Annotated in this window: 15 protein-coding genes and 1 tRNA gene; 5 read left to right on the forward strand and 11 right to left on the reverse strand. The window is 69.3% G+C overall.

Annotation, left to right across the window (positions count from 1 at the left end):
* The first annotated feature begins 146 nt into the window (after positions 1-146).
* Both ABD188_RS14165 and ABD188_RS14170 read left to right on the forward strand, forming a co-directional pair.
* Complete coding sequence (locus ABD188_RS14165; protein ID WP_344063533.1) at positions 147-704, forward strand: RNA polymerase sigma factor; 558 nt, start codon at positions 147-149, stop codon at positions 702-704.
* Positions 701-1,864 carry a DUF4349 domain-containing protein gene (locus tag ABD188_RS14170; RefSeq protein ID WP_344063535.1) on the forward strand — a complete coding sequence of 388 codons (1,164 nt, stop codon included), beginning with the start codon at positions 701-703 and terminating at the stop codon, positions 1,862-1,864. Before ABD188_RS14165 ends, ABD188_RS14170 begins: the two co-directional genes overlap by 4 nt.
* On the opposite strand, the gene ABD188_RS14175 is transcribed toward ABD188_RS14170, so the two are convergent.
* The 5 genes from ABD188_RS14175 to ABD188_RS14195 are packed head-to-tail and all read right to left on the reverse strand — an operon-like array spanning position 1,865 to position 10,695.
* On the reverse strand, positions 1,865-3,568 hold the full coding sequence (locus ABD188_RS14175; protein WP_344063537.1) for a SulP family inorganic anion transporter: 1,704 nt from the start codon (positions 3,566-3,568) through the stop codon (positions 1,865-1,867).
* 16 nt (positions 3,569-3,584) lie between these two features.
* Entirely contained in the window at positions 3,585-4,280 is a 696-nt protein-coding gene (locus ABD188_RS14180; protein WP_344063539.1) for an ABC transporter ATP-binding protein, read from the reverse strand.
* Positions 4,273-5,289, reverse strand: coding sequence for an ABC transporter ATP-binding protein (locus tag ABD188_RS14185; protein ID WP_344063541.1), 1,017 nt, complete (start codon positions 5,287-5,289; stop codon positions 4,273-4,275). Before ABD188_RS14185 ends, ABD188_RS14180 begins: the two co-directional genes overlap by 8 nt.
* Before the next feature lie 19 nt (positions 5,290-5,308).
* Entirely contained in the window at positions 5,309-8,017 is a 2,709-nt protein-coding gene (locus tag ABD188_RS14190) for an FtsX-like permease family protein (RefSeq protein ID WP_344063543.1), read from the reverse strand.
* Positions 8,014-10,695, reverse strand: coding sequence for an FtsX-like permease family protein (locus ABD188_RS14195; protein WP_344063545.1), 2,682 nt, complete (start codon positions 10,693-10,695; stop codon positions 8,014-8,016). The genes ABD188_RS14190 and ABD188_RS14195 overlap by 4 nt, the downstream gene beginning before the upstream one ends.
* Before the next feature lie 110 nt (positions 10,696-10,805).
* On the opposite strand from ABD188_RS14195, the gene ABD188_RS14200 reads away from it, so the two are divergent.
* Complete coding sequence (locus tag ABD188_RS14200; RefSeq protein WP_344063548.1) at positions 10,806-11,888, forward strand: DNA glycosylase AlkZ-like family protein; 1,083 nt, start codon at positions 10,806-10,808, stop codon at positions 11,886-11,888.
* A gap of 212 nt (positions 11,889-12,100) precedes the next feature.
* Positions 12,101-13,264 carry a S8 family peptidase gene (locus tag ABD188_RS14205; RefSeq protein ID WP_344063551.1) on the forward strand — a complete coding sequence of 388 codons (1,164 nt, stop codon included), beginning with the start codon at positions 12,101-12,103 and terminating at the stop codon, positions 13,262-13,264.
* Here the strand turns inward: ABD188_RS14205 and ABD188_RS14210 are convergent.
* The 4 genes from ABD188_RS14210 to ABD188_RS14225 all read right to left on the reverse strand — a co-directional run bounded on the left by ABD188_RS14210 (position 13,252) and on the right by ABD188_RS14225 (position 15,867).
* Entirely contained in the window at positions 13,252-14,514 is a 1,263-nt protein-coding gene (locus tag ABD188_RS14210; protein WP_344063554.1) for an RNA polymerase sigma factor, read from the reverse strand. The genes ABD188_RS14205 and ABD188_RS14210 overlap by 13 nt on opposite strands.
* Complete coding sequence (locus ABD188_RS14215) at positions 14,515-14,895, reverse strand: YciI family protein (RefSeq protein WP_344063557.1); 381 nt, start codon at positions 14,893-14,895, stop codon at positions 14,515-14,517. It abuts the gene before it with no gap.
* A 27-nt stretch (positions 14,896-14,922) separates the two neighbouring features.
* A complete protein-coding gene (locus tag ABD188_RS14220; protein ID WP_344063560.1) occupies positions 14,923-15,627 on the reverse strand; it encodes a DUF998 domain-containing protein in 705 nt (234 codons plus the stop codon).
* 164 nt (positions 15,628-15,791) lie between these two features.
* Positions 15,792-15,867: transfer RNA gene (locus ABD188_RS14225), tRNA-Glu, on the reverse strand.
* 107 nt (positions 15,868-15,974) lie between these two features.
* Between ABD188_RS14225 and ABD188_RS14230 the strand changes: the two genes are divergently transcribed.
* Entirely contained in the window at positions 15,975-16,613 is a 639-nt protein-coding gene (locus ABD188_RS14230; protein WP_344063563.1) for an MBL fold metallo-hydrolase, read from the forward strand.
* Positions 16,614-16,668: 55 nt separating this feature from the next.
* Here the strand turns inward: ABD188_RS14230 and ABD188_RS14235 are convergent, their stop codons facing one another.
* Both ABD188_RS14235 and ABD188_RS14240 read right to left on the reverse strand, forming a co-directional pair.
* Positions 16,669-16,938: an HPr family phosphocarrier protein gene (locus ABD188_RS14235; protein WP_344063566.1), complete on the reverse strand. Its 270-nt coding sequence runs from the start codon at positions 16,936-16,938 to the stop codon at positions 16,669-16,671.
* Between the two features lie 38 nt (positions 16,939-16,976).
* Complete coding sequence (locus tag ABD188_RS14240) at positions 16,977-19,025, reverse strand: PTS fructose transporter subunit IIABC (RefSeq protein ID WP_344063569.1); 2,049 nt, start codon at positions 19,023-19,025, stop codon at positions 16,977-16,979.
* Positions 19,026-19,043 lie beyond the last annotated feature (18 nt).

The raw sequence follows: 19,043 nt of genomic DNA on the forward strand, positions 1-19,043 counted from the left end.
CCCGGACACTCGTCGTCGATGTGTCTGCGCCGGGAGCGAGACGTTTCGCTGCCTTCCGACACTTACCCGGTGAGAGACAATGGTGCTCCGCAGCGACGCACATCCGGACAACCCGGTCGGGCGCGCTGCGGCTGATGGGATGACGCATGGTGGAGCGCGCGGCGACAGACGACGCCTCGCTCGTGGCTCAGGCCGCGAGCGGGAGTGAAGTCGCCTTCCGCACGCTCTACCGCGCGTACGTGCGACCGGTGTACTGGCTTGCGTACGGGCTCGTCGGAAACGCCTCCGATGCCGAGGACGTGACGCAGGAGACCTTCGTGGTGGCATGGCGAAAACTCCCCGGACTCGAACTGGCGAGCGACTCGCTGCTGCCCTGGCTGGTCACGGTGTGCCGCTTTCAGGCGGCGAACCGCATCCGCCGGCAGCAGCGCGACCGCGAGCACACCGCCGGAGCCGTCGCCGACACCCTGCCCGCCACGGTGAACGTCGAGCAGCAGGTGATCGACGATGAACTCGCCGAGCGGATCGTTCAGGAAGTGGCAGGCATGAGCCCGCTCGACCGCGACATCTTCCGGCTGTGCGCCACCGAGGGCTACGCCTACCAGGCCGCCGCAGAAGAGCTCGGCGTCGCGCATGGCGTCGTTCGCAACCGTCTCTCCCGCATCCGCACCAGACTGCGGACCGTTGTCAAGGAGAGCACATGAACACGCAGGAGCACGCCGACGCGACGACATCCGCACCGCTGCCCGAACTGACCGACGAGCGGATCGACGCCATCGAGAGCGCCGTCTTCGCCGACATCTCGCGCGACCGCACCGCCCAGCGCGCACGCCGCGGCCGGTGGTGGATCGGCGGCGCGGCGGCTGCCGCCGTCATCGTGGTCGCCGCCGTCATCGCTCCGAGTGTCGGGAACCTCGTCGGCGGAGGCGGCGCCGGGGGCGGGAGCGAGGAGTCCGCAGTAGCGCCCGACGCGCCCGCGGTCGCCCCGGACGCCGGAGGCGGTTCCGACTCCTCCGAATCGTCGGACCTCACCTCGGGCGGCAAGGGCGCGGCCGGCGCCGCCGACCAGAGCGCCAGCGACCGCGACATCATCACGACCGCATCCGCGACGGTGATCGTAGCCGACATCCCGGAAGCAGTCGCCACCATCGGCGATGCCGCCGAGGCGCGAGACGGGTACGTCGAATCGATGAGCATCGGGCAGGCCGGCGAGGTGATGCCGATCGATCCCGACACCGGCATCGCGTACGACTCGACGATGCCCTACCCGTACACGCCCGACGGCGGCTGGATCACGGTGCGAGTGCCCGCAGACGAGCTCACCGGAATGGTGCGCGAGCTCTCGGCGCTCGGTGAGGTGACGGCATCATCCGTCAACCGGCAGGATGTCACCGAGCAGACCGTCGACCTGCGCGCTCGCGTGGAGGCCTCGCAGACATCCGTCGATCGCCTCACCGAACTCATGACGCAGGCGACGAGCGTCACGGATCTCCTCGCCGCCGAGGCTGCGCTCGCGGAGCGCCAGGCGACGCTGGAGTCCTACCAGGCGCAGCTCGAATCGCTCGAGGGCATGGTCGAGATGTCGAGTCTCACCGTGACGCTCCAGCCCGTGACCGAGACGGTCGAGGCCGACCCGGCCGGATTCTCCGATGGCCTGGTCGCGGGATGGAACGGGCTGGTCGCGACCCTCAACGGCATCGTGGTGGCACTGGGATTCCTGATCCCCTGGCTGCTCGTGATCGGCATCGCGGGCCTGATCGTGTGGGGCATCATCCGACTGGTGCGCCGGCGCAAGACACCGCGGACCCCCGCTGCGTCGCCAGTTGCTGCCGAGGGCGCCGACGAGGCGGACCCGACGGACTGACTATTCCGGCACGGCGTGCTCGCGGACCCACTGCAGTCCGTCGTCACGGGCACGTCGTGTCGACTCGCCGAGCCATTCCGTGCCTTCGTAGAGCCCTTCGTCGCCCAGTCGCTCGAGCAGTCCGCCGGCCTGCAGATGACTCATGACACGATCGCTCGAGACGACCAGACGCAGAGTGGATCCGTGCTTCTGGAGCTCGGTGAGATAGCGATCGAGCACCGCCACGAACGTCAGTCCCACTTCATCGATGCCGCGCAGGCGAAGGATCACGACCGAGCCGCGGGATGCGGCATCCACTTTCGGAAGCTGCGCTTCGAGCGCCGCGGCACTCGCGAAGAAGACGCTGCCGTAGGGCTGAAGCACCACGACCGATGCGGGCGGGATGCGTTCGATCGGCTCCCGCTCGCGGACCCGGCCCTCCGACGCGAACTCGAGCTGCCGGAGCCGCAGCCGATTGGACTGCTGGCCGACGAACATGATGATCGCGAGCCCGACGCCGATCAGCACCGCGAACTGCGCCGGCACGATGAGGGTCAGCACGAAGGTCACCGCCATCACGGCTGTCTGGATCGGCCCGCTTCCCATGACCGAGCGGATGCGCGCAGGCTTGATGGTCTGCACGCCGACGACGATGAGCAGGGCTGCGAGGGCGGGCATCGCGACGAGGCCGACGAGTCCGGACGCGGCCAGCACGAGCACCGCCATGACGCCGGCGGCGATGAACAGAGCCAGCCGTGTCCGCGCGCCGGACGTGGCGACGATCACGGATGTCGACATCGACCCGCCGACCGGCATTCCCTGGAAGAGCGCCGAGGCGATGTTCCCGGACCCCTGGCCGATGAAGTTGCGCGAGTCGTCCGCAGGCTTGCCGTCGATGTTCGGGACGGCTGCGGCGACGGCAGCACCCTGGACGAGCCCGATCAGAGCGAGCGAGAGAGCGGGGACGATCAGCGCGACGATGCTGTCGAAAGACGGGATGCCGGGCGTCGGCAATCCCGTCGGGATCTCCGCGACATCGGCGACGACCGCGACCGGATCGTCGAAGACGAAGCTGAACAGGGCGGCGAGCCCGGACCCGACGACGACTGCCACGACGATTCCGAAGGAGCCCAGACGTGTGCGCTTGAGGACCACGATGAGTGCCATCGTCACGACACCGACGACCATCGTCGGCCAGTGGAAGGCGGCCGGGTGGATGAGCAGGTCCACACTCCGCACGATCCGGTGCTCGCCCTCGCCCTCGCTGCCGAAGAGGTGCGGGAGCTGCCCGAGGATGATGTTGATGCCGATCGCGCTCACGAAGCCGACCATCACCGCGGTGGGCACGAAGCGCAGCAGTCGTCCGCCGTTGAGCAGTCCCGCGATGATCATGACGATGCCCGTGAGAAGGGCGAGGGTGAAGACGGCCTTCCTGGGGTCGGGCAGCGCGTGCAGACCCGAGTCCGCGATGACGATGCTCATGGCGCTCGTCGCCTGTACGGCCATGAACGTGCTGCTCGTGAACAGGGCGGCTCCTGCCATCCCGAACAGGTAGCCGTACAGGCCGACGATCGGGTTCAGACCTGCGAGCAGTCCGAGCGCGAGGCCGTCGGGGACGCTCACGACGCCGAGGATCGTTCCGGCTATGGCATCTTTGCCGAGCGTCTCGCGACGGAAGACGTGCCGCACGCGGCGCCAGCCGGGGATGCGGTCACTGCGCGCCATGCGATGATCATGGCAGTTATGACGGCAGTCGGGCAGGTTCGCTCAGCACACCGTCGTGCAGCTCGAGCACGCGATCGGCGCGAGCCACGATCGACTGATCGTGCGTCGACAGCAGCACCGCCACCCGGTCGTCGTGGGCGATCGACGCCATCAGGTCGATCATCGTGGCCGCCGTCTGCGAATCCAGCTGTCCGGTCGGCTCGTCAGCCAGCAAGATACGCGGCGAACCGGCGAGCGCGCGCGCGATTCCGACCCGCTGCTGCTGCCCGCCGGACAGTTCGCCCGGTCGCTGCCGGGCGTGGCCAGCCAGGCCGACGCGCTCCAGCAGCTCCGAGACGCGAGCGGTGCGAATCGTCGCATCCGAACCGCGGATCCGCATGGGCAGCTCGACGTTCTCTTCGGCCGACAGCGCTCCGATGAGCCCGAACGACTGGAACACGTAGCCGATCTCGTCGCGGCGCACCCGGTCCACTTCGCGCTCCGAGGCATCCGTCAGCACAACGTCCCCCACGCGGACGATGCCGGTCGTGGGCGGCTGGATGCCTCCGAGCACATGCAGCAACGTCGTCTTGCCGGCACCAGACGCGCCGATCAGCACGACGAATTCGCCGGCGGACAGCTCCAGGCTCGCGTCGGCGAGCGCGTGGACGTCGCCTGCGGGAGTGCGATGGACGACGGAGAGTCCGGATGCCGCAAGCACCGCCTCACTCATGGGTGGCATCCTCCCGGTCAGTGCCGCGGCGGAGGCTGCGGCGGGTCTGTGCGGGTACGTCTTCGGCGGGGGCCGCGGGAGCTGCGTCCTCTTGATCCGCAGCTGCGGGAATCCCCTCTGCCGCGGCGGGGGCCGTAGGGGTCGGCCGGGAGTCGCCCGGCCAGACGCCGACATGGTCGGGCATGAGCTTGAGCCGAACGCGCTCCTGCAGCGACAGCTGGTGCATGTAGTCGGTCGGCAGCTGCATCCGCCCGACCCGATCGACGACGACGAACTCCTCGGCCATCGCATGCTCGCGACCCTCGTCGTCGGTGTGCGTCCATCGCAGCACCTCGGTCGACGTCCGCCCGTCCCTGATCTGGACGGTGCGCTGGACGTGATCGGACACCGCCGCATCGTGTGTGACGATGAGCACCGTTGTGCCCAGCTCGCGATTCACGCTCTCGAACGTCTCGAGAACGTCTGCCGATGCGTGCTCGTCGAGATCGCCGGTCGGCTCGTCGGCGAGGAGCACGCGCGGCGAATTCGCCAGGGCGACGGCGATCGCGACCCGCTGCTGCTGGCCGCCCGAGAGTTCAGCGGGACGCCGGTTCGCGACATCCGCCACTCCGACGAGGTCCAGCATCTCGGCGTCGCGCGCAGGATGCTTGCGGTCGCCGCCGATCGCACGGGCGAGCTGCACGTTCTCGATTGCCGACAGGTACGGCAGGAGGTTCCGCGCCGTCTGCTGCCACACGAAGCCGACCAGCTCCCGGCGGTAGGTGACCCGATCCGTCGAAGACAGCGAGGGCAGGTCGCGGCCGGCGACCGTCGCCATACCTGCGGTCGGCGTGTCGATCGCCGACAGGATCGAGAGCAGAGTCGACTTTCCCGATCCGGACGCGCCGACGAGCGCGACCAGCTCGCCGCGCTCGACGACGAGGTTGAGTCCCTGCAGGGCCTGCACCTCGATGTCGGCGACCGTGAAGATCCGCACGAGACCTTCGCACACGATGTCGGGTTCTGTCATCAGCACTCCTCCGTACCTCTCAGTCTTCCTCGGTGCGCAGCACGGTGGCCATCGACGTCGTGCGTGCGCTCACGACGCCGGCCACCACAGCAAGGCCGAGTGCGACCACCACTGCGGCGATCAGCAGGCCGCTCAGCACGGGGTCGATCGCGAGCCGCGGCTGCGCGGCGCCGCCGGTGAATGGTCGCAGGTCGATCGAGGTCACGACCAGCAGCGGCAGCACAGCACCGAGCACGACACCGCCGATCAGCGCGGTGATTCCGAGCGGCACGAATTCCCAGGCGACGATGGCGCGACCGCCTCGCCGATCGAGCCCCAGCGTGCGCAGCAGCGCGATCACTCGCGAGCGGGCATCCCTCGAGACACCGGCAACAAGCAGCAGGGCGATGACCGACAACGCGACCGCGACCGCGAGAGCGGCGACGAGCACGAGTCGCAGCGCGCTGACGGCAGGTGAATCGCGGATCTCGGCGGTCGACTCCTCGAGGATCCGCACCGTGTATGTCGAGTCCATCAGGTCGCCGAGCAACGCCGCGACCGTCGACGGATCCGCGTCCTCGGCCACATCGACGACAACTGTCCGTGGGTAGAAACCCAGTCCCGAGAGCGGTTCGTAGTCGGCCTCGTCGACGATGAGGAATTCGGGGCCGACCGACAGTCCCAGCATGCGATCCACTGTCCCCGCGATCTCGACCGGCTTGTCGCCCGCCGTGGCGTCCCCCGTGCCCACCTGTCGCGCGATCTCGGTCGACTCGATGATCTGGATCGGGTCGGCACCGGGCCGCACCGCGCCAGACGGCACCGCGCCCACCATCCCCCGCTGCACGGCCGCCAGTCGCTCGATGTCGGAGACGACGGCCTGTGCGGTCGCCCGCCCATCGGGGCCGGAGACGGCGAGATAGTCCCCGCGCAGCACACCCACCGCATCGGCGACGCCGTCGACGGCCCGCATTTCGTCGATCGTGTCGCTGTCGAAGATCGGGCCCGAGAGCTGCACATCCGCCCCGACATCCCGCTGCGCCGCGACAACCGCGCCGCGGTCGACCGTGGCGAGCACGACCGACGAGAAGACCGCGATCGCAACGGCCACGAGCATCGCCAGTACGGCGGTGGTGCCGGCGGCGGGATCCCGAAGGCTGCGTGCCGACCCGACGAGTGCGACGACGCCCCGTCCGCTGCGGGCTGCACGCAGGGCCGCGGCGATAGGAACCGGGTAGAGCCGCACGAAGATGAGCGCGAGGGCGACTGTCGCGAGCAGGGGTGCCGCCACGACGAGCGGATCGATGCCGGCTGTGGCGGGCCCGATGCCGCGCACCAGCAGCAGCCCCACGGCGATGATCGCGAGCACGACCAGGACCGCTTCGGCGATCCGGCCGACACGGCTCCGACTCGGCGTGTCGAGATCCGCGCGCCCGTGCTCGAGCACTGCCGGCCGAAGCGTGAGGACCAGCGCGAGCGCCGGCGCCACCCCGACGAGCACGGCGAGGATCGTCGGCATCATGCCGGCATCGTGCACGGTGACAGCGACTCCCATTGCGGCGGCGATCGCTGCGACGGGCACACCGAGCAGGATCCCCTCACCGAAGAGCAGCGCCCGCAGACGCGAGATCGGAGCGCCGCGCGCCGACATCAGCGCGAGGTCGGCTCGGCGACGGCGGATGACGAGCGCGGCAGCGAGCACCACGAGGGCCACGCTGACGGCGAGCGGGCCGGTGGCCGCGACGGCGAGGATCGCGCTCGCCGAGTCGGCGCGTGCGAGGGCGGATGCGAGCACGCCCACGATCTCGGTCGAGAACTGTGCCCGGAACTGCCCGCTGTCGTCGAACGGCACGGACGCCGACGTGGCGGCGCGAATGGCGGCGAGCATCGCTCGCGGGTCCGCCCCGACGGCCGCTGCGCCGTCGATCGGGTACCACGCCGAGACCCGCGGGCGGGGGGTCGATATCGCGATCTGCTCCCACGAGCCGGGATTCACCCATGCCACCGAGGTGGCCACGGGCCGGCGGTTGCCGTCGTCGAACACCGTGGCGCTGAGAGCCGTCGGCAGGTGCAGCCACCGGTCGGCGTCGGGGTCGACCGCTTCGACGAGGGCGACGAGTTCGACCTGTGGTGACGTGGCACCGCTGGCATCCCGGGTCTCGTAGGTGCGAACCTCGCCGAGCGGCCACTTCATCGTGGCCGCCGCATCCTCGGTCAGGACGATGCCGACCGGCCCTTCGCCGCGCCACGCCGCAGGCCACTCACCGTCCACGAGCTGCAGATGCTGCTGCATCGCCGGCTCCGACAGCAGCTGCACCTGGGCGATCGGGGCCGACGGCGCCAGTGTCTCAGGCGTCGCATCGATGGGTTCCGCGTACGCGGCGAACTCCGCAGGGGCGATGATCGGGAGAAGCACGGGCTCGAACGCGTCGCGATTGTCGGCGAGGCTCTGTCCGATCCGCCCGAACACCGCGGCCGCGTCGGCATCCCAGTCTTCGGTGACAGCCGGATCGATCGCCGGACCGAATCGCGGGACGCCCTGCACGCCCGATTCCAGGTCGCGCGACGTGGCCGGCACCGAGGAGATCTGGTGCGCGACCTCCTCATGCACGACACCGACGAGCGCGCGGGGGGCCGCGGCGATCACGAATGCGGCGAACGCGGTGAGCGCGACGATGACCAGTGCGGCGCTCCGCGGAGTGGCGAATCGGCGACGGGTGAGGGCGAACAGGCCCGGGGACCGCTTCACTCGTCCTCCCTCACGTACGGGGCGAGCTGCGCGGGTGCGCGCACGGTCGCGACGATCGCGCAGCACACCCCCACCACGACGATGAGGACCGGCCCGAGCAGCAGGGGCGCCACCTGAAGCGACACCGGGAACGTGTCGGGCACGCTGCCGTAAGCGGCTCGCACCAGCGGCGGCACAACGAGCCACGCCGTCGCGGCACCGGCCACGATGCCGCCGACGGCACCCATCGCGATCGCGAACACGTCTTCACCGGCTCGCAGTCCTGCTGCCCGGCGACGACCCAGCCCCATCACCGCGAGAAGCGCGAGCTCGCGCGAATCGGCGCGCGATCGAGTGCGACGCAGCACCAGCACGACGAAGGCGAGCACGACCGCCCCAGCCGCTGCCAGCACAAACGCAACCGCCGTGCCGGCCGCGTTCTCGGCCGAGCGCGGGTCGGCGACCGTGACGACGACACGGTCGAACTGCTCGTGGACCGCAGCCGCGAGGGCATCCGGCTCGTCGCTCGAGAACCACACCTGCGTCGGCAGGACGTCGTACGGCGCCGCGAGCACGAGGGTTGCGAGGTCGACCGCGATGCCGTCACCTGTGGCGGTGCCAGGAAGAACCGGGACGATCGCCTCGACCTCGAAATCGGCGGCGAACTCGGGTGATCCCATCTCGAGGGAGAACTGCTCGCCGTCGCTGAGACTCATCGACTGTGCGATCGCCGCCGTCACCACCGCCGGGATCACGGCGGGTACGGTCGCGGCGACGGCGCGAGTGTAGGGCAGGTCATCGAATCCGAAATCGAGCTCGGGCGCGAACTGAAGTCCCCCGTCTATCGTCTCAACGTCGCCCGGCGTGCCGCCACCCTGACGGAACTCCTCGAGGTCCACCGTCTCGCCGCCGCTCGTGACGCCGGTGATCTCGAGCGATCCCATCGACGGCGTAAGCGGGTGATAGGCGACGTCGACGGCCGCGAGCGACCATTCCTCGCCCGCCGGCAGATCGAACGTCGACGAGACCTCCGGATTCACCTCCACCGCGAATGAGGTGCCGTTCCCATCGACCGTCGAGACATCCGCATTGGAGACGTCGAACCGCGCAACCGCACCTGATGCCGACACAGCGGTGAGGCGTGCATTCGCCGCGGCGGAGCCTTCGACGACCTCCTCACCGTCGACGACGACGGGCGGTGCGGGCGGTGCCGAGAGCGTGAACGAGACGGTGTCGCCGGTCAGCGGGATGCCGGCGGGCAGCGCGATCGCCGCACCGAGCGCCAACGGGTCGATCGTGCCGCCGGCGTCGAGCATGACATCGCCCATCGCCGGCGCCTCGACCGCGAGGATCGACAGGCGCTGATCGGCGCCCTGGGCGCTGAGCGGCCGCACGAGCATCGCCGCATCCGAGGGCTGCACAGCCGCGATCGCGCCCGGGTCCACATCCTCCGGGATGGTCCGAACGCGCACATCGGCGCCCACGCGAAGCGCCTCAGGTGCGTCGCCCAGCGCCGTGAGACTGCCCTCATAGGCACCCGCCAGCGTCACCGTGCCGACCGCAAACGCAACGACGACGATCGGCAGCGCGTGGCGTCCAGGACGTCGCAGTGCGAGCCGCATCGGCGTGATCGGCGAGACACGGCGGGTCGGGCTCAGTGTGGCGGTGATCGCCCGTGCGATCGGCGTGGCCACCGCGACGACCAGCATCGCCGCCAGCCCCAGTGCGAGCGCCGGCGCGATGGCGATGAGCGGATCGAGCGTCATCGCGCCATCGCCGCGCTCGACGATGGGGGTGCCCGCCTGGGCGAACTGCCACAACGCGATTCCGGTCACGACCGCGAGCAGCACGACCGCGCCGACGTTGACCGCTGCCCGAGCGCGGGAGGAGCCGCGATCGACGCCGCGGTAGGTCGCCACTGCAGCGGTCGCAACTGCGAGCCCCGCGACGAGCGCCGCTGCTGCAGCACCGAAAACCACCCCCGGGCTCACCGCGCCGACCAGGGTCAGGACCGCCAGCGATGTCGACGAACCCACGGCGGCGCCGACGACCGCCACCACGAGCGTCTCGAGGGCCGCGAGACCGACCAGATCAGCTCGCCGCGCTCCGCGGGCGCGCAGCAGGTGGAGTTCGCCTTCTCGCACCCTCACCGTCTCGAGGGCGACCGCGCCTACGACCACCGCGACCATCAGGCCGAGGAGTCCGACCGCCACCGCCGTCGGACCTTTGCGCACCTCCATCTGGTCCTGGATCGCGGTGAGCGTGCCATCCAGCTCGCCCGAGACCTGCACGCCGGAACCGGTCCGGTCCTCGATCGCGTCTCGGAGTCCCTCGAGACCGTCGGCGAGGGACGCGACCTGATCGCCCGTGATGAGATCGAGGTCCGGCGTGATGACGAGACCTCCGTCAGCGTCCTCGAGGATGAGCCCGTTTCCGGCACCCCAGCTGGCGAGTGCCGCGGCGGTGGCATCCCGTCCCTGCTCCGGGGAGACGTCTTCGTCGAAGCTCACCACGAGGCGGCTCTGCTCGCCGGTCGCCGCTGCGAGCGCGGCCCGCATCTCATTCGCCTCGACGGACCGGATCGCGCCCGCGACCGCCACGACGAGGAGGGCTGAGAGGGCGGCAACGACGGCGAGCGTGACGAGCGGCGGGAGGAAAGCGCGCGCTCTGGCGAATGCGAATCGAGGGCCCCCGATCACGCGTCCGTCCCCTGCACCCTGGCACTCTAGCCCAGAGACGAACGCCCCCCGTCGATGCATCCCCAGCGCCGACCCGTGCTGCTCGCGTCCTCGCCTACTACCTTCGAGATGTGACGCATCACCTCACGCGCGACGAAGCCCGTCGCATCATCGTGCGTGCGCAACTCCTCGATGCCGAGCGCCCAGGCGATGTCGTCGAGGTCGCCGAGCAGCTGACCGAGATCAAGATCGACCCGACTGCGACGATTGCGCCGTGCGAGCACACCATGCTGTGGTCGCGGATCGGCTGGTCGTACGAGCCCGGCCAGCTCAAGAAGGCGGTGGAGCTCGATCGACTTCTCTTCGAGTTCGCGGGCACGTTCCGGCCGATGAGCCTGCTCCCCCTCATGAGCCCCGCCATGACGCAGTTTCCGCAGCGGCCGAGCAACCGCGAATGGCTGGCGTCGAACGATCGATTCCGCCGCGACATCCTCGCCCGCCTTCGTGCGGAGGGTCCGCTGCTCGCCGGCGAGATCCCCGATACGGCGCAGGTACGCCGGGCTCCCGATGGCTGGTCGGGTTCGAACCAGGTGCCGATCATGCTCGATTTCCTCTCGAGACGCGGCGAGGTCGCGATCGTCGGTCGAGAAGGAAGGCACCGCCGATGGGATCTCGCCGAGCGCGTGTATCCACCGGATCTGCCCCGGTACGAGGAGGACGAGGCGGCACACCTCCTCGAGGAGCGCCGGCTACAAGCGGCCGGCATAGCGCGGGCGCACCGTTGGTGGAACCCCGTGGGCAAGGCCGGCGAACCCGCGACGGTGGAGGGCAGCAAGTGGAGGTTCCGCGTCGGCCCCGAAGCGCTCGCCGCGCTCGCCGAGGAGGACTCCGGTGGCCGCGTCGCGTTCCTCAACCCCTACGACGGAATGCTGTTCGATCGACCGCGCCTCGAGGAGGTCTTCGAGTTCAAGTACGTGCTGGAGCAGTTCAAGCCCAAGCCGCAGCGGCGGTACGGCTACTTCGCGCACCCCATCCTGATGGGCGACCGATTCGTCGGCATGCTCGACGCCGAGGTGGACAAGGCGCATGAAGCGCTGCGCGTGAACGCCGTGCACGAGTTCCTGCCGTTCGACCCCGAAGAGGACGAGATGGTGCGTGCCGAGATCGTGGAACTCGCCGACTGGCTGGGTGTCGCAGTGGTGCACGCCCGCTGACAAGAGACGTTGTCCGAGACCTCGGATGCCTCGACCACCTCTGTGCCCGCAACTGTGCCGACCGCACAAACCCTCGGCCCGAGGGTCGCGCAGGGAGCCCTTCGCGCCTATCGTCGGGCTATGCGCCGGATCAGGCGCGAGCCTCCGATCGGGGCGACATTGGCACCGCCCTCGAAGGCTGAACCGAAGCTCCACCGACACAGGAGGATCTCATGACGCACCCCACGCGCGCTCGCTGGAGGCTCGCACTGGCGAGCACGACCATCGCCGCTCTCACGGCGCTCGCCGGCATCGCCGCCGTGTCCCCGGCGGCCGCGGCGACGCGAGCGCCACTGCTCACCTCTGCGACCGCGATCAACGGCAGTTACATCGTGATGCTGAAGTCCGGCACGAAGGTCGAAGCGGCCGTCGCACAGGTGCTGAGCGCGCTGCCGACATCCGTCATCACCGAGACGTACTCGGCGCTCGGCGGCTTCGCGGCGACCCTCACCCCCGCGCAGATCGCCGTCATCCGGCAGAGCCCTCTCGTAGCGTTCGTGGAACAGGACTCCGTCATGACGACCCAGGAGACGTGGGGACTCGACCGCATCGACCAGCCGAGCCTTCCGCTCGACAACAGCTACACGCCGGCCGGCACGGGCTCAGGCGTGCGCGCCTACATCATCGACACCGGCATGCAGCGCGCCCACCCCAACTTCACGGGGCGCGCCTACAGCGGCTACACGTCGATCAATGATGGGCGGGGCACCGAGGACTGCAACGGACACGGCACGCATGTGGCCGGCACGGTCGGCAGCAAGACCTACGGCGTGGCGAAGTCGGTGCTGCTCATCGCGGTACGGGTGCTGGACTGCGAGGGCTCGGGTTCCACCTCGGGCGTGATCGCCGGAATGAACTGGGTCGCGGCGAACGCCAAGCGGCCCGCCGTCGCGAACATGAGCCTCGGCGGCATCTACAGCAGCTCGATGAACTCCGCGGTGAAGCGGCTGACCGACAAGGGCGTCACCCTCGCGGTCGCTGCAGGCAACGACAACCTCTCGTCGTGCTACTTCTCCCCCGCGTCGGCCGCATCCGCCCTGACGGTGGCTGCGACGACTCGCACCGACGCTCGCGCATCATTCTCGAACTACGGCGGATGCGTCGACGTCTTCGCTCCTGGTCAGGACATCACATCCACATGGCTCGCCGGCGAAACCAACACCATCTCGGGCACCTCGATGGCATCGCCGCACGTCGCCGGCATCGCTGCGCTCGTGCTGCAGACCAACCCGACTGCGAGTCCCACAACGGTCGCGAGCATCATCAAGGCCGACGCGGCGCGCAACAAGATCAGCAACGCGAAAGGCACGCCGAACCTGCTGGTTCAGGTTCCCTGACGGGCGTCCTCCGCCTGACGGAGGAACAGCGTCCGCGTGTCGGCATTCGCGGTGAGCGCCGCTGCCCGCTCGAACTCCGAGGAAGCCTCGGTGGTCCGGCCGAGACGGCGCAGGAATGTTGCGCGGGCTGCGGGCAGCTGCGGATAGTCGGCCAGCAGTGGTTCCCGAGCGACGTCGTCGAGCAGCGCGAGGCCGCGGTCGGGGCCCTCGGCCATGCCGATGGCTATGGCATGGTTGAGGGTCACGATCGGCGACGGCGCAAGGTACGCGAGGACGGTGTAAAGCGCTGCGATGCGCGTCCAGTCGGTGTCGTCGACCGATGCGGCTCTGACATGGCAGGCCGCGATCGCGGCCTGAAGCGTGTACGGGCCGACGCCGAGCTCTTCCGCGCGGTCCAGCGCAGCGAGCCCTCGACGGATGAGGAGCCGATCCCAACGGCCCCGCTCCTGATCGGCCAGCAGCACCGGACTGCCGTCCCGCGCAGTCCGGGCGGTGAGACGGGCGGACTGCAGCTCCATGAGGGCGACGAGTCCGTGCACCTCTGCCTGGTCGGGCTGCAGGCTGGTCAGCAGGCGACCGAGGCGGAGCGCTTCCTGGCAGAGCTCCGGGCGAGTCCAGTCGTCCCCGCTCGTGGCCGAGAACCCTTCGGTGAAGATGAGGTAGATCACGGCCAGCACGGCGCTCAGCCGGTGCGGCAGCTCGGCTACGGAGGGCACCTGGAACGGAATGCGCTGCTGGGTGAGCGTCTTCTTGGCTCGCGAGATGCGCTGACCCATCGCACTCTCGCTGACCAGGAACGCACGGGCGATCTCGCGAGTCTGGAGCCCGCCCAGGGTGCGCAGTGTGAGGGCCACTCGGGAGTCCATCGTGAGCACGGGGTGGCAGGCGGTGAAGATGAGCCGCAGCAGATCGTCGTGAACGGACGTGTCCAGTGCGTCGTCGACCGACGTCATCGGGTCCTCCATCCCTTCATCGAGTCTCGCCTCGGCGGCGAGGAGGGGAAGTTTTCGGCGGAGCACGGCGTCGTGCCGGTGGCGGTCGACGGCCATGTGGCGCGCGCTGGTCATCAGCCACGCTCCGGGATTGGGCGGGATGCCGTCGCGCGGCCACTGCCGCAGGGCCGCCTCGAGGGCATCCTGGGCGAGGTCCTCGGCCGTGGAGAAGTCACCCACGACACGCGCGAGGGCGCCGACGAGGCGGCCCGACTCGATGCGCCAGACCGCCTCGACGGCTGCTTCGGTGGCGGGCACTCAGCCCTCTGGGTCGAACGAGTAGTCCTCTGGACCGAGGACCTTGACGATGTCGGCCTCGCCCTCCCAGCCGGGCCAGAGGTCCCGGTGCACGGTGAGGAAGCGATTGGTCCACTCGACGGCATCCTCGCGCGCGCGCACGTCGTAGAGGGCGTAGCTGATGAGCTCCTTGGACTCGGTGAACGGTCCGTCCGCCGCGCTCAGCGTGCCGCCGGTCAATGAGACCCGGACGCCCGTCGCACTGGGCTGCAGACCCTGCGTATCGAGCAGCACACCCGCTGCGGTCGCCTCCTGGCCGAGCGTCGCGATCGCGGCCATCAGTTCAGGCGGCGGTGGGGAGTCGGGCAGGGTGATCGCCTTGAGCAGAACGAAGTAGCGCATGATGTTCTCCCTTTTTCTCGAAGTGCGTCAGGAGACGCGACGGTAGAGGCGGATGCAGGTGAGCCCGAGCCAGGCGAAGGCGAGGACCACGGCGAAGATGAAGGCGATCACCATCGGGCCGGCCCCGCCACTCGCGATGCCGCCGAACGCGGCGATGAAGAGCACACCGGTCGCGATGCTGAAGACGCCCCAGCCGGGTTCGCGGTGACGGAGGAATCGCACGCCGAGGACGATCGTCGCAGCGGTGAAGGCGAGGAAGCCCAGCCCTCCGCACACGAGATGCAGCAGACCGTGCCAGGTGATCTCCCCAGCGCCGGCCGGGGTGCCGACGGGGAACCCGTCTGCGGGATCGGCGGTGAAGAATCCGGCTCCGATCTGCCCTGCGCCGAACGCGGCCAAGAGCACCGCTGCCGTCCGGACGTGAAGTGCCCGGCCGATGCCGATCGCGGCGGCGATGACCATCAGTCCGGTGATCACGAGCACGGCCGAGTGCGCCCAGCCGAACTCGCCGTTCGCCATGAGGCTCCAGCTGTGCCGGCCGAGGTCGAATCCGGGTCGCAGCGTCGCCTCGAGCAGCGACACCACGATGTAGAACGGTCCCGCCACGACACCCCAGCCCAGAAGCGACCGCGTGACACGGCCGGCGGGGCTGCACTCTGATCGGTGTGAGCGGGACTGGGCTCGGTGCGAGCGGGACTGGACAGGGCTGGCCGAGAGGGCTGACTTGCTCATCGTGACTCCTCCAAACGGCCCGTCCGATACGAGCCTCTACCCATACCTCGTGTGAGGGGGCGAGGTTTCGACACGGGTCCGGAAATTCTTCCGAGCGATGAAGCTCACTCGTCGGGCACCGGTCGTTAACGCAAAATGCCCGTCCAGAGGACGAGCATTTTCGTTGGTGACCCCAGCGGGATTCGAACCCGCGTTACCGCCGTGAGAGGGCGGCGTACTAGGCCACTATACGATGGGGCCGTTCACGCAACCGTTCGATTATGCCATGTGCGCGGCATCCGGCCAAATCGCCGACGCCGCACCGAGGGGCGCTTGCCGGAGGCCTTTTCGGCCTGTTGACTCGGGGCATGCGAGTCACCAAGTTCGAGCACGCCACCCTGACCCTGACCGATTCCGGAAGCACGATCATCATCGATCCCGGCTCGTTCACCGCCCCCCTCATCGACCTCGAGCAGGTGGTGGGCGTCGTGATCACGCACGAGCATCCGGACCACTGGACGCCCGATCACCTCGACCGCATCCGCAAGGCGTTTCCGGATGTGCCGATCTACGGTCCCGAGGGCGTCGCACGCGCCGCCGCGGGATACGACGTGATCGTCGTCAAGCCCGGCGACACCCTCGACCTCGACCCGTTCCGGCTCGAGTTCTTCGGCGGCAAGCACGCCCTCATCCACGAGACGATCCCGGTCGTCGACAACGTCGGTGTTCTCGTGAACGACGCGTTCTACTATCCGGGCGACTCCTACGCCGTTCCGAAAGGCGCATCGGTGAGGCTGCTCGCGGCACCGGTGGGCGCGCCGTGGCTCAAGATCGGCGAGGCGATGGACTTCGTCCTCGCCGTCGCACCGCGACAGGTGTTCGGCACGCACGACATGACGCTGTCGGTGATCGGCCGCGACATGGGCCGCGCGAGGCTCAAGTGGGCCGCCGAGCAGGACGGCGGCGAGCTTCTCGCGCTCGACCCGGGCGACTCGACCGACCTCTGACAGACGAAGACGACGGATGCCGCGCGGCTTCGATCCGCGGCATCCGTCGTCTGTCCTACTCGGCGTCGAGGTCTGTCTCCAACAGGGTGACGAGTTCGTCGAGCGCCTGGTCGGCGCCATCCCCCTCGGCCTTCAGTGTCACGACGGTACCATGCGACGCTCCCAGCCCCATCAGGGACAGGATGCTGCCCGCGTTGAGGTCGGGGCCGCCTTCGACGGCGATCGTCACCGGCACGCTCTTCTCCTGAACGGCCTGCACGAACAGTTTCGCGGGGCGGGCGTGCAGCCCGGAACTGCTCGCGATGGTGGCTTGACGTTCTGCCATGGGTCAGTCTCCTTCTCTCGTCGTGCGGACTTCGTGCGTCATGCGACGGCGACGGCTTCGAACGGCGCTTCCGCCGCCTCGAGCTCCTTGCGACCGACCCAGCGCTTCAGGGCGATGACGACAAGCGCCGTCACGACGGTACCGGCCGCAAGGGCGATCAGGAAGCCCCAGATCGGGTTGATCGCGAAGAGCACGAAGATGCCGCCGTGGGGTGCAAGCGAGGTGACGGAGAACGCCATGCTCAGGCCACCGGTGACCGCGCCTCCGACCATGCAGGCCGGGATGACCCGCAGCGGGTCGGCCGCGGCGAACGGGATGGCGCCCTCACTGATGAACGCGGCACCCAGCAGCCAGGCCGCTTTGCCGTTCTCACGCTCCACCGGTGGGAAGAGGTCGCGTGCGAGCACCGTCGATGCGAGAGCCATCGCGAGCGGCGGCACCATGCCGGCGCACATGACAGCAGCCATGATGAGATACGGCGTCTGGTTCGTCTCGGATCCTGCGGCGAGGCCCGCGACCGCGAAGGCGTAGGCCACCTTGTTGATCGGCCCGCCGAGGTCGAAGCACATCATGATCCCGAGGATCACGCCGACCACCACGATCAGGCCGGTGGCGGCGAGCTCGTTCAGCCACTCGTTCAGCCACGCCATCAGCGAGGCGATCGGGCGCCCGAGGAACAGGATCAGGATGCCCGACGCCACGATCGATGCGATCAGCGGGATGATCACCACGGGCATGAGTCCACGCAGCCAGCGCGGCACCTCGAGGCGCGTGAACCACAGCGCCACGAACCCGGCGAGCAGACCGCCGGCGATGCCGCCGATGAAGCCGGAGCTCATGAGGACGGCGACGGCGCCGGCGACGAAACCCGGTGCGATGCCCGGCCGGTCGGCGATCGCGAACGCGATGTAGCCGGCGAGGGCGGGTACGAGGAAGTTCATCGACGTGACGCCGATCATGAACGCGACGGAACCCAGGTACTGCCCGAGACCACCGGGCGGCAGGTCCCACAGCGCGTTGTTGACGATGACCGTGCTCGCCTCATCACCGACTTGGTAGCCGCCGAGGAGGAAGCCCAGTGCGATCAGCAGACCGCCGCCGGCGACGAACGGGATCATGTAGCTGACACCCGTGAGCAGGATCCGCTGGATCTTGGCGCCCCAGCCGACGTTGGCGTCGCTCGCGGCCGACGTCGCCACGGCCGCAGTCGCGGTCACGCGTGAGGAGCTCGGGTTGTTGGCGGCGGCGACGGCTTCGTGGATCATCTCGTTCGGCTGCTCGATGCCGCGCTTGACGTTGGACCGCACCACCGGCTTGCCCGCGAACCGCTGCTGTTCGCGCACGTCGACGTCGGTAGCGAAGATCACGGCGTCGGCGTCGTCGATCACGTTCTGCGGGATCGCCTTGTAGCCGCTCGATCCCTGCGGCTCGACCGTGAGGTCGACGCCGAGCTTCTTCCCCTGGGCGGTCAGCGCATCGGCGGCCATGAACGTGTGCGCGATGCCCGTCGCACAGGCCGTCACCGCGACGATACGGGCGGGGCGACCCGCGACCGTGAGATCGGAAGCGGCCGTGGCAGCCGGTGCCGCTGCGGCAGCGGCAGCGGGTGCTGCGGCGGGAGCGGCAGAGGCGTCGCCTTCGCCGATGGCGTTCCGCACGATCGCGACCACGTCGTCGTTCGTCTTCGCCGCGCGAAGGCCGGTCGTGAAGTCGTCCTGCATGAGGCTCCGGGCGAGCTTGGAGAGCACGGCCAGATGCGCTTCAGCAGCCCCTTCGGGTGCGGCGATGAGGAAGACGAGGTCGGCCGGACCGTCCGGAGCACCGAAGTCGACGCCCGGCGCGAGTCGCGCGAACGCGAGCGAGGCCTCGGTCACGGCGCCGCTCTTGGCGTGCGGAATGGCGATGCCACCGGGAAGCCCGGTCTCGTCCTTCTGCTCGCGCGCCCACGCATCGGCGAAGAGCGCTTCGGCGTCGGTGGCGCGGCCCTGCGCGACGACGCGCGCGGCAAGGGCGCGGATGACAGCCGCCTTGTCTGCGCCGAGACCGACGTCGAGACTGACGAGCTCAGGGGTGATGGTCTGTGACACGATGACCTCCAACGGTCG

This window comes from Microbacterium pumilum, assembly GCF_039530225.1.
Classification (GTDB): Bacteria; Actinomycetota; Actinomycetes; order Actinomycetales; family Microbacteriaceae; genus Microbacterium; species Microbacterium pumilum.

Bases quoted from the DNA above. Each gene is read 5' to 3' on its own strand.
- ABD188_RS14165 (WP_344063533.1), top strand. From the start codon at position 147: ATGGTGGAGCGCGCGGCGACAGACGACGCCTCGCTCGTGGCTCAGGCC.
- ABD188_RS14180 (WP_344063539.1), bottom strand. From the start codon at position 4,280: ATGAGTGAGGCGGTGCTTGCGGCATCCGGACTCTCCGTCGTCCATCGC.
- ABD188_RS14230 (WP_344063563.1), top strand. From the start codon at position 15,975: ATGCGAGTCACCAAGTTCGAGCACGCCACCCTGACCCTGACCGATTCC.
- ABD188_RS14170 (WP_344063535.1), top strand. From the start codon at position 701: ATGAACACGCAGGAGCACGCCGACGCGACGACATCCGCACCGCTGCCC.
- ABD188_RS14205 (WP_344063551.1), top strand. From the start codon at position 12,101: ATGACGCACCCCACGCGCGCTCGCTGGAGGCTCGCACTGGCGAGCACG.
- ABD188_RS14215 (WP_344063557.1), bottom strand. From the start codon at position 14,895: ATGCGCTACTTCGTTCTGCTCAAGGCGATCACCCTGCCCGACTCCCCA.
- ABD188_RS14235 (WP_344063566.1), bottom strand. From the start codon at position 16,938: ATGGCAGAACGTCAAGCCACCATCGCGAGCAGTTCCGGGCTGCACGCC.
- ABD188_RS14185 (WP_344063541.1), bottom strand. From the start codon at position 5,289: ATGACAGAACCCGACATCGTGTGCGAAGGTCTCGTGCGGATCTTCACG.
- ABD188_RS14220 (WP_344063560.1), bottom strand. From the start codon at position 15,627: ATGAGCAAGTCAGCCCTCTCGGCCAGCCCTGTCCAGTCCCGCTCGCAC.
- ABD188_RS14175 (WP_344063537.1), bottom strand. From the start codon at position 3,568: ATGGCGCGCAGTGACCGCATCCCCGGCTGGCGCCGCGTGCGGCACGTC.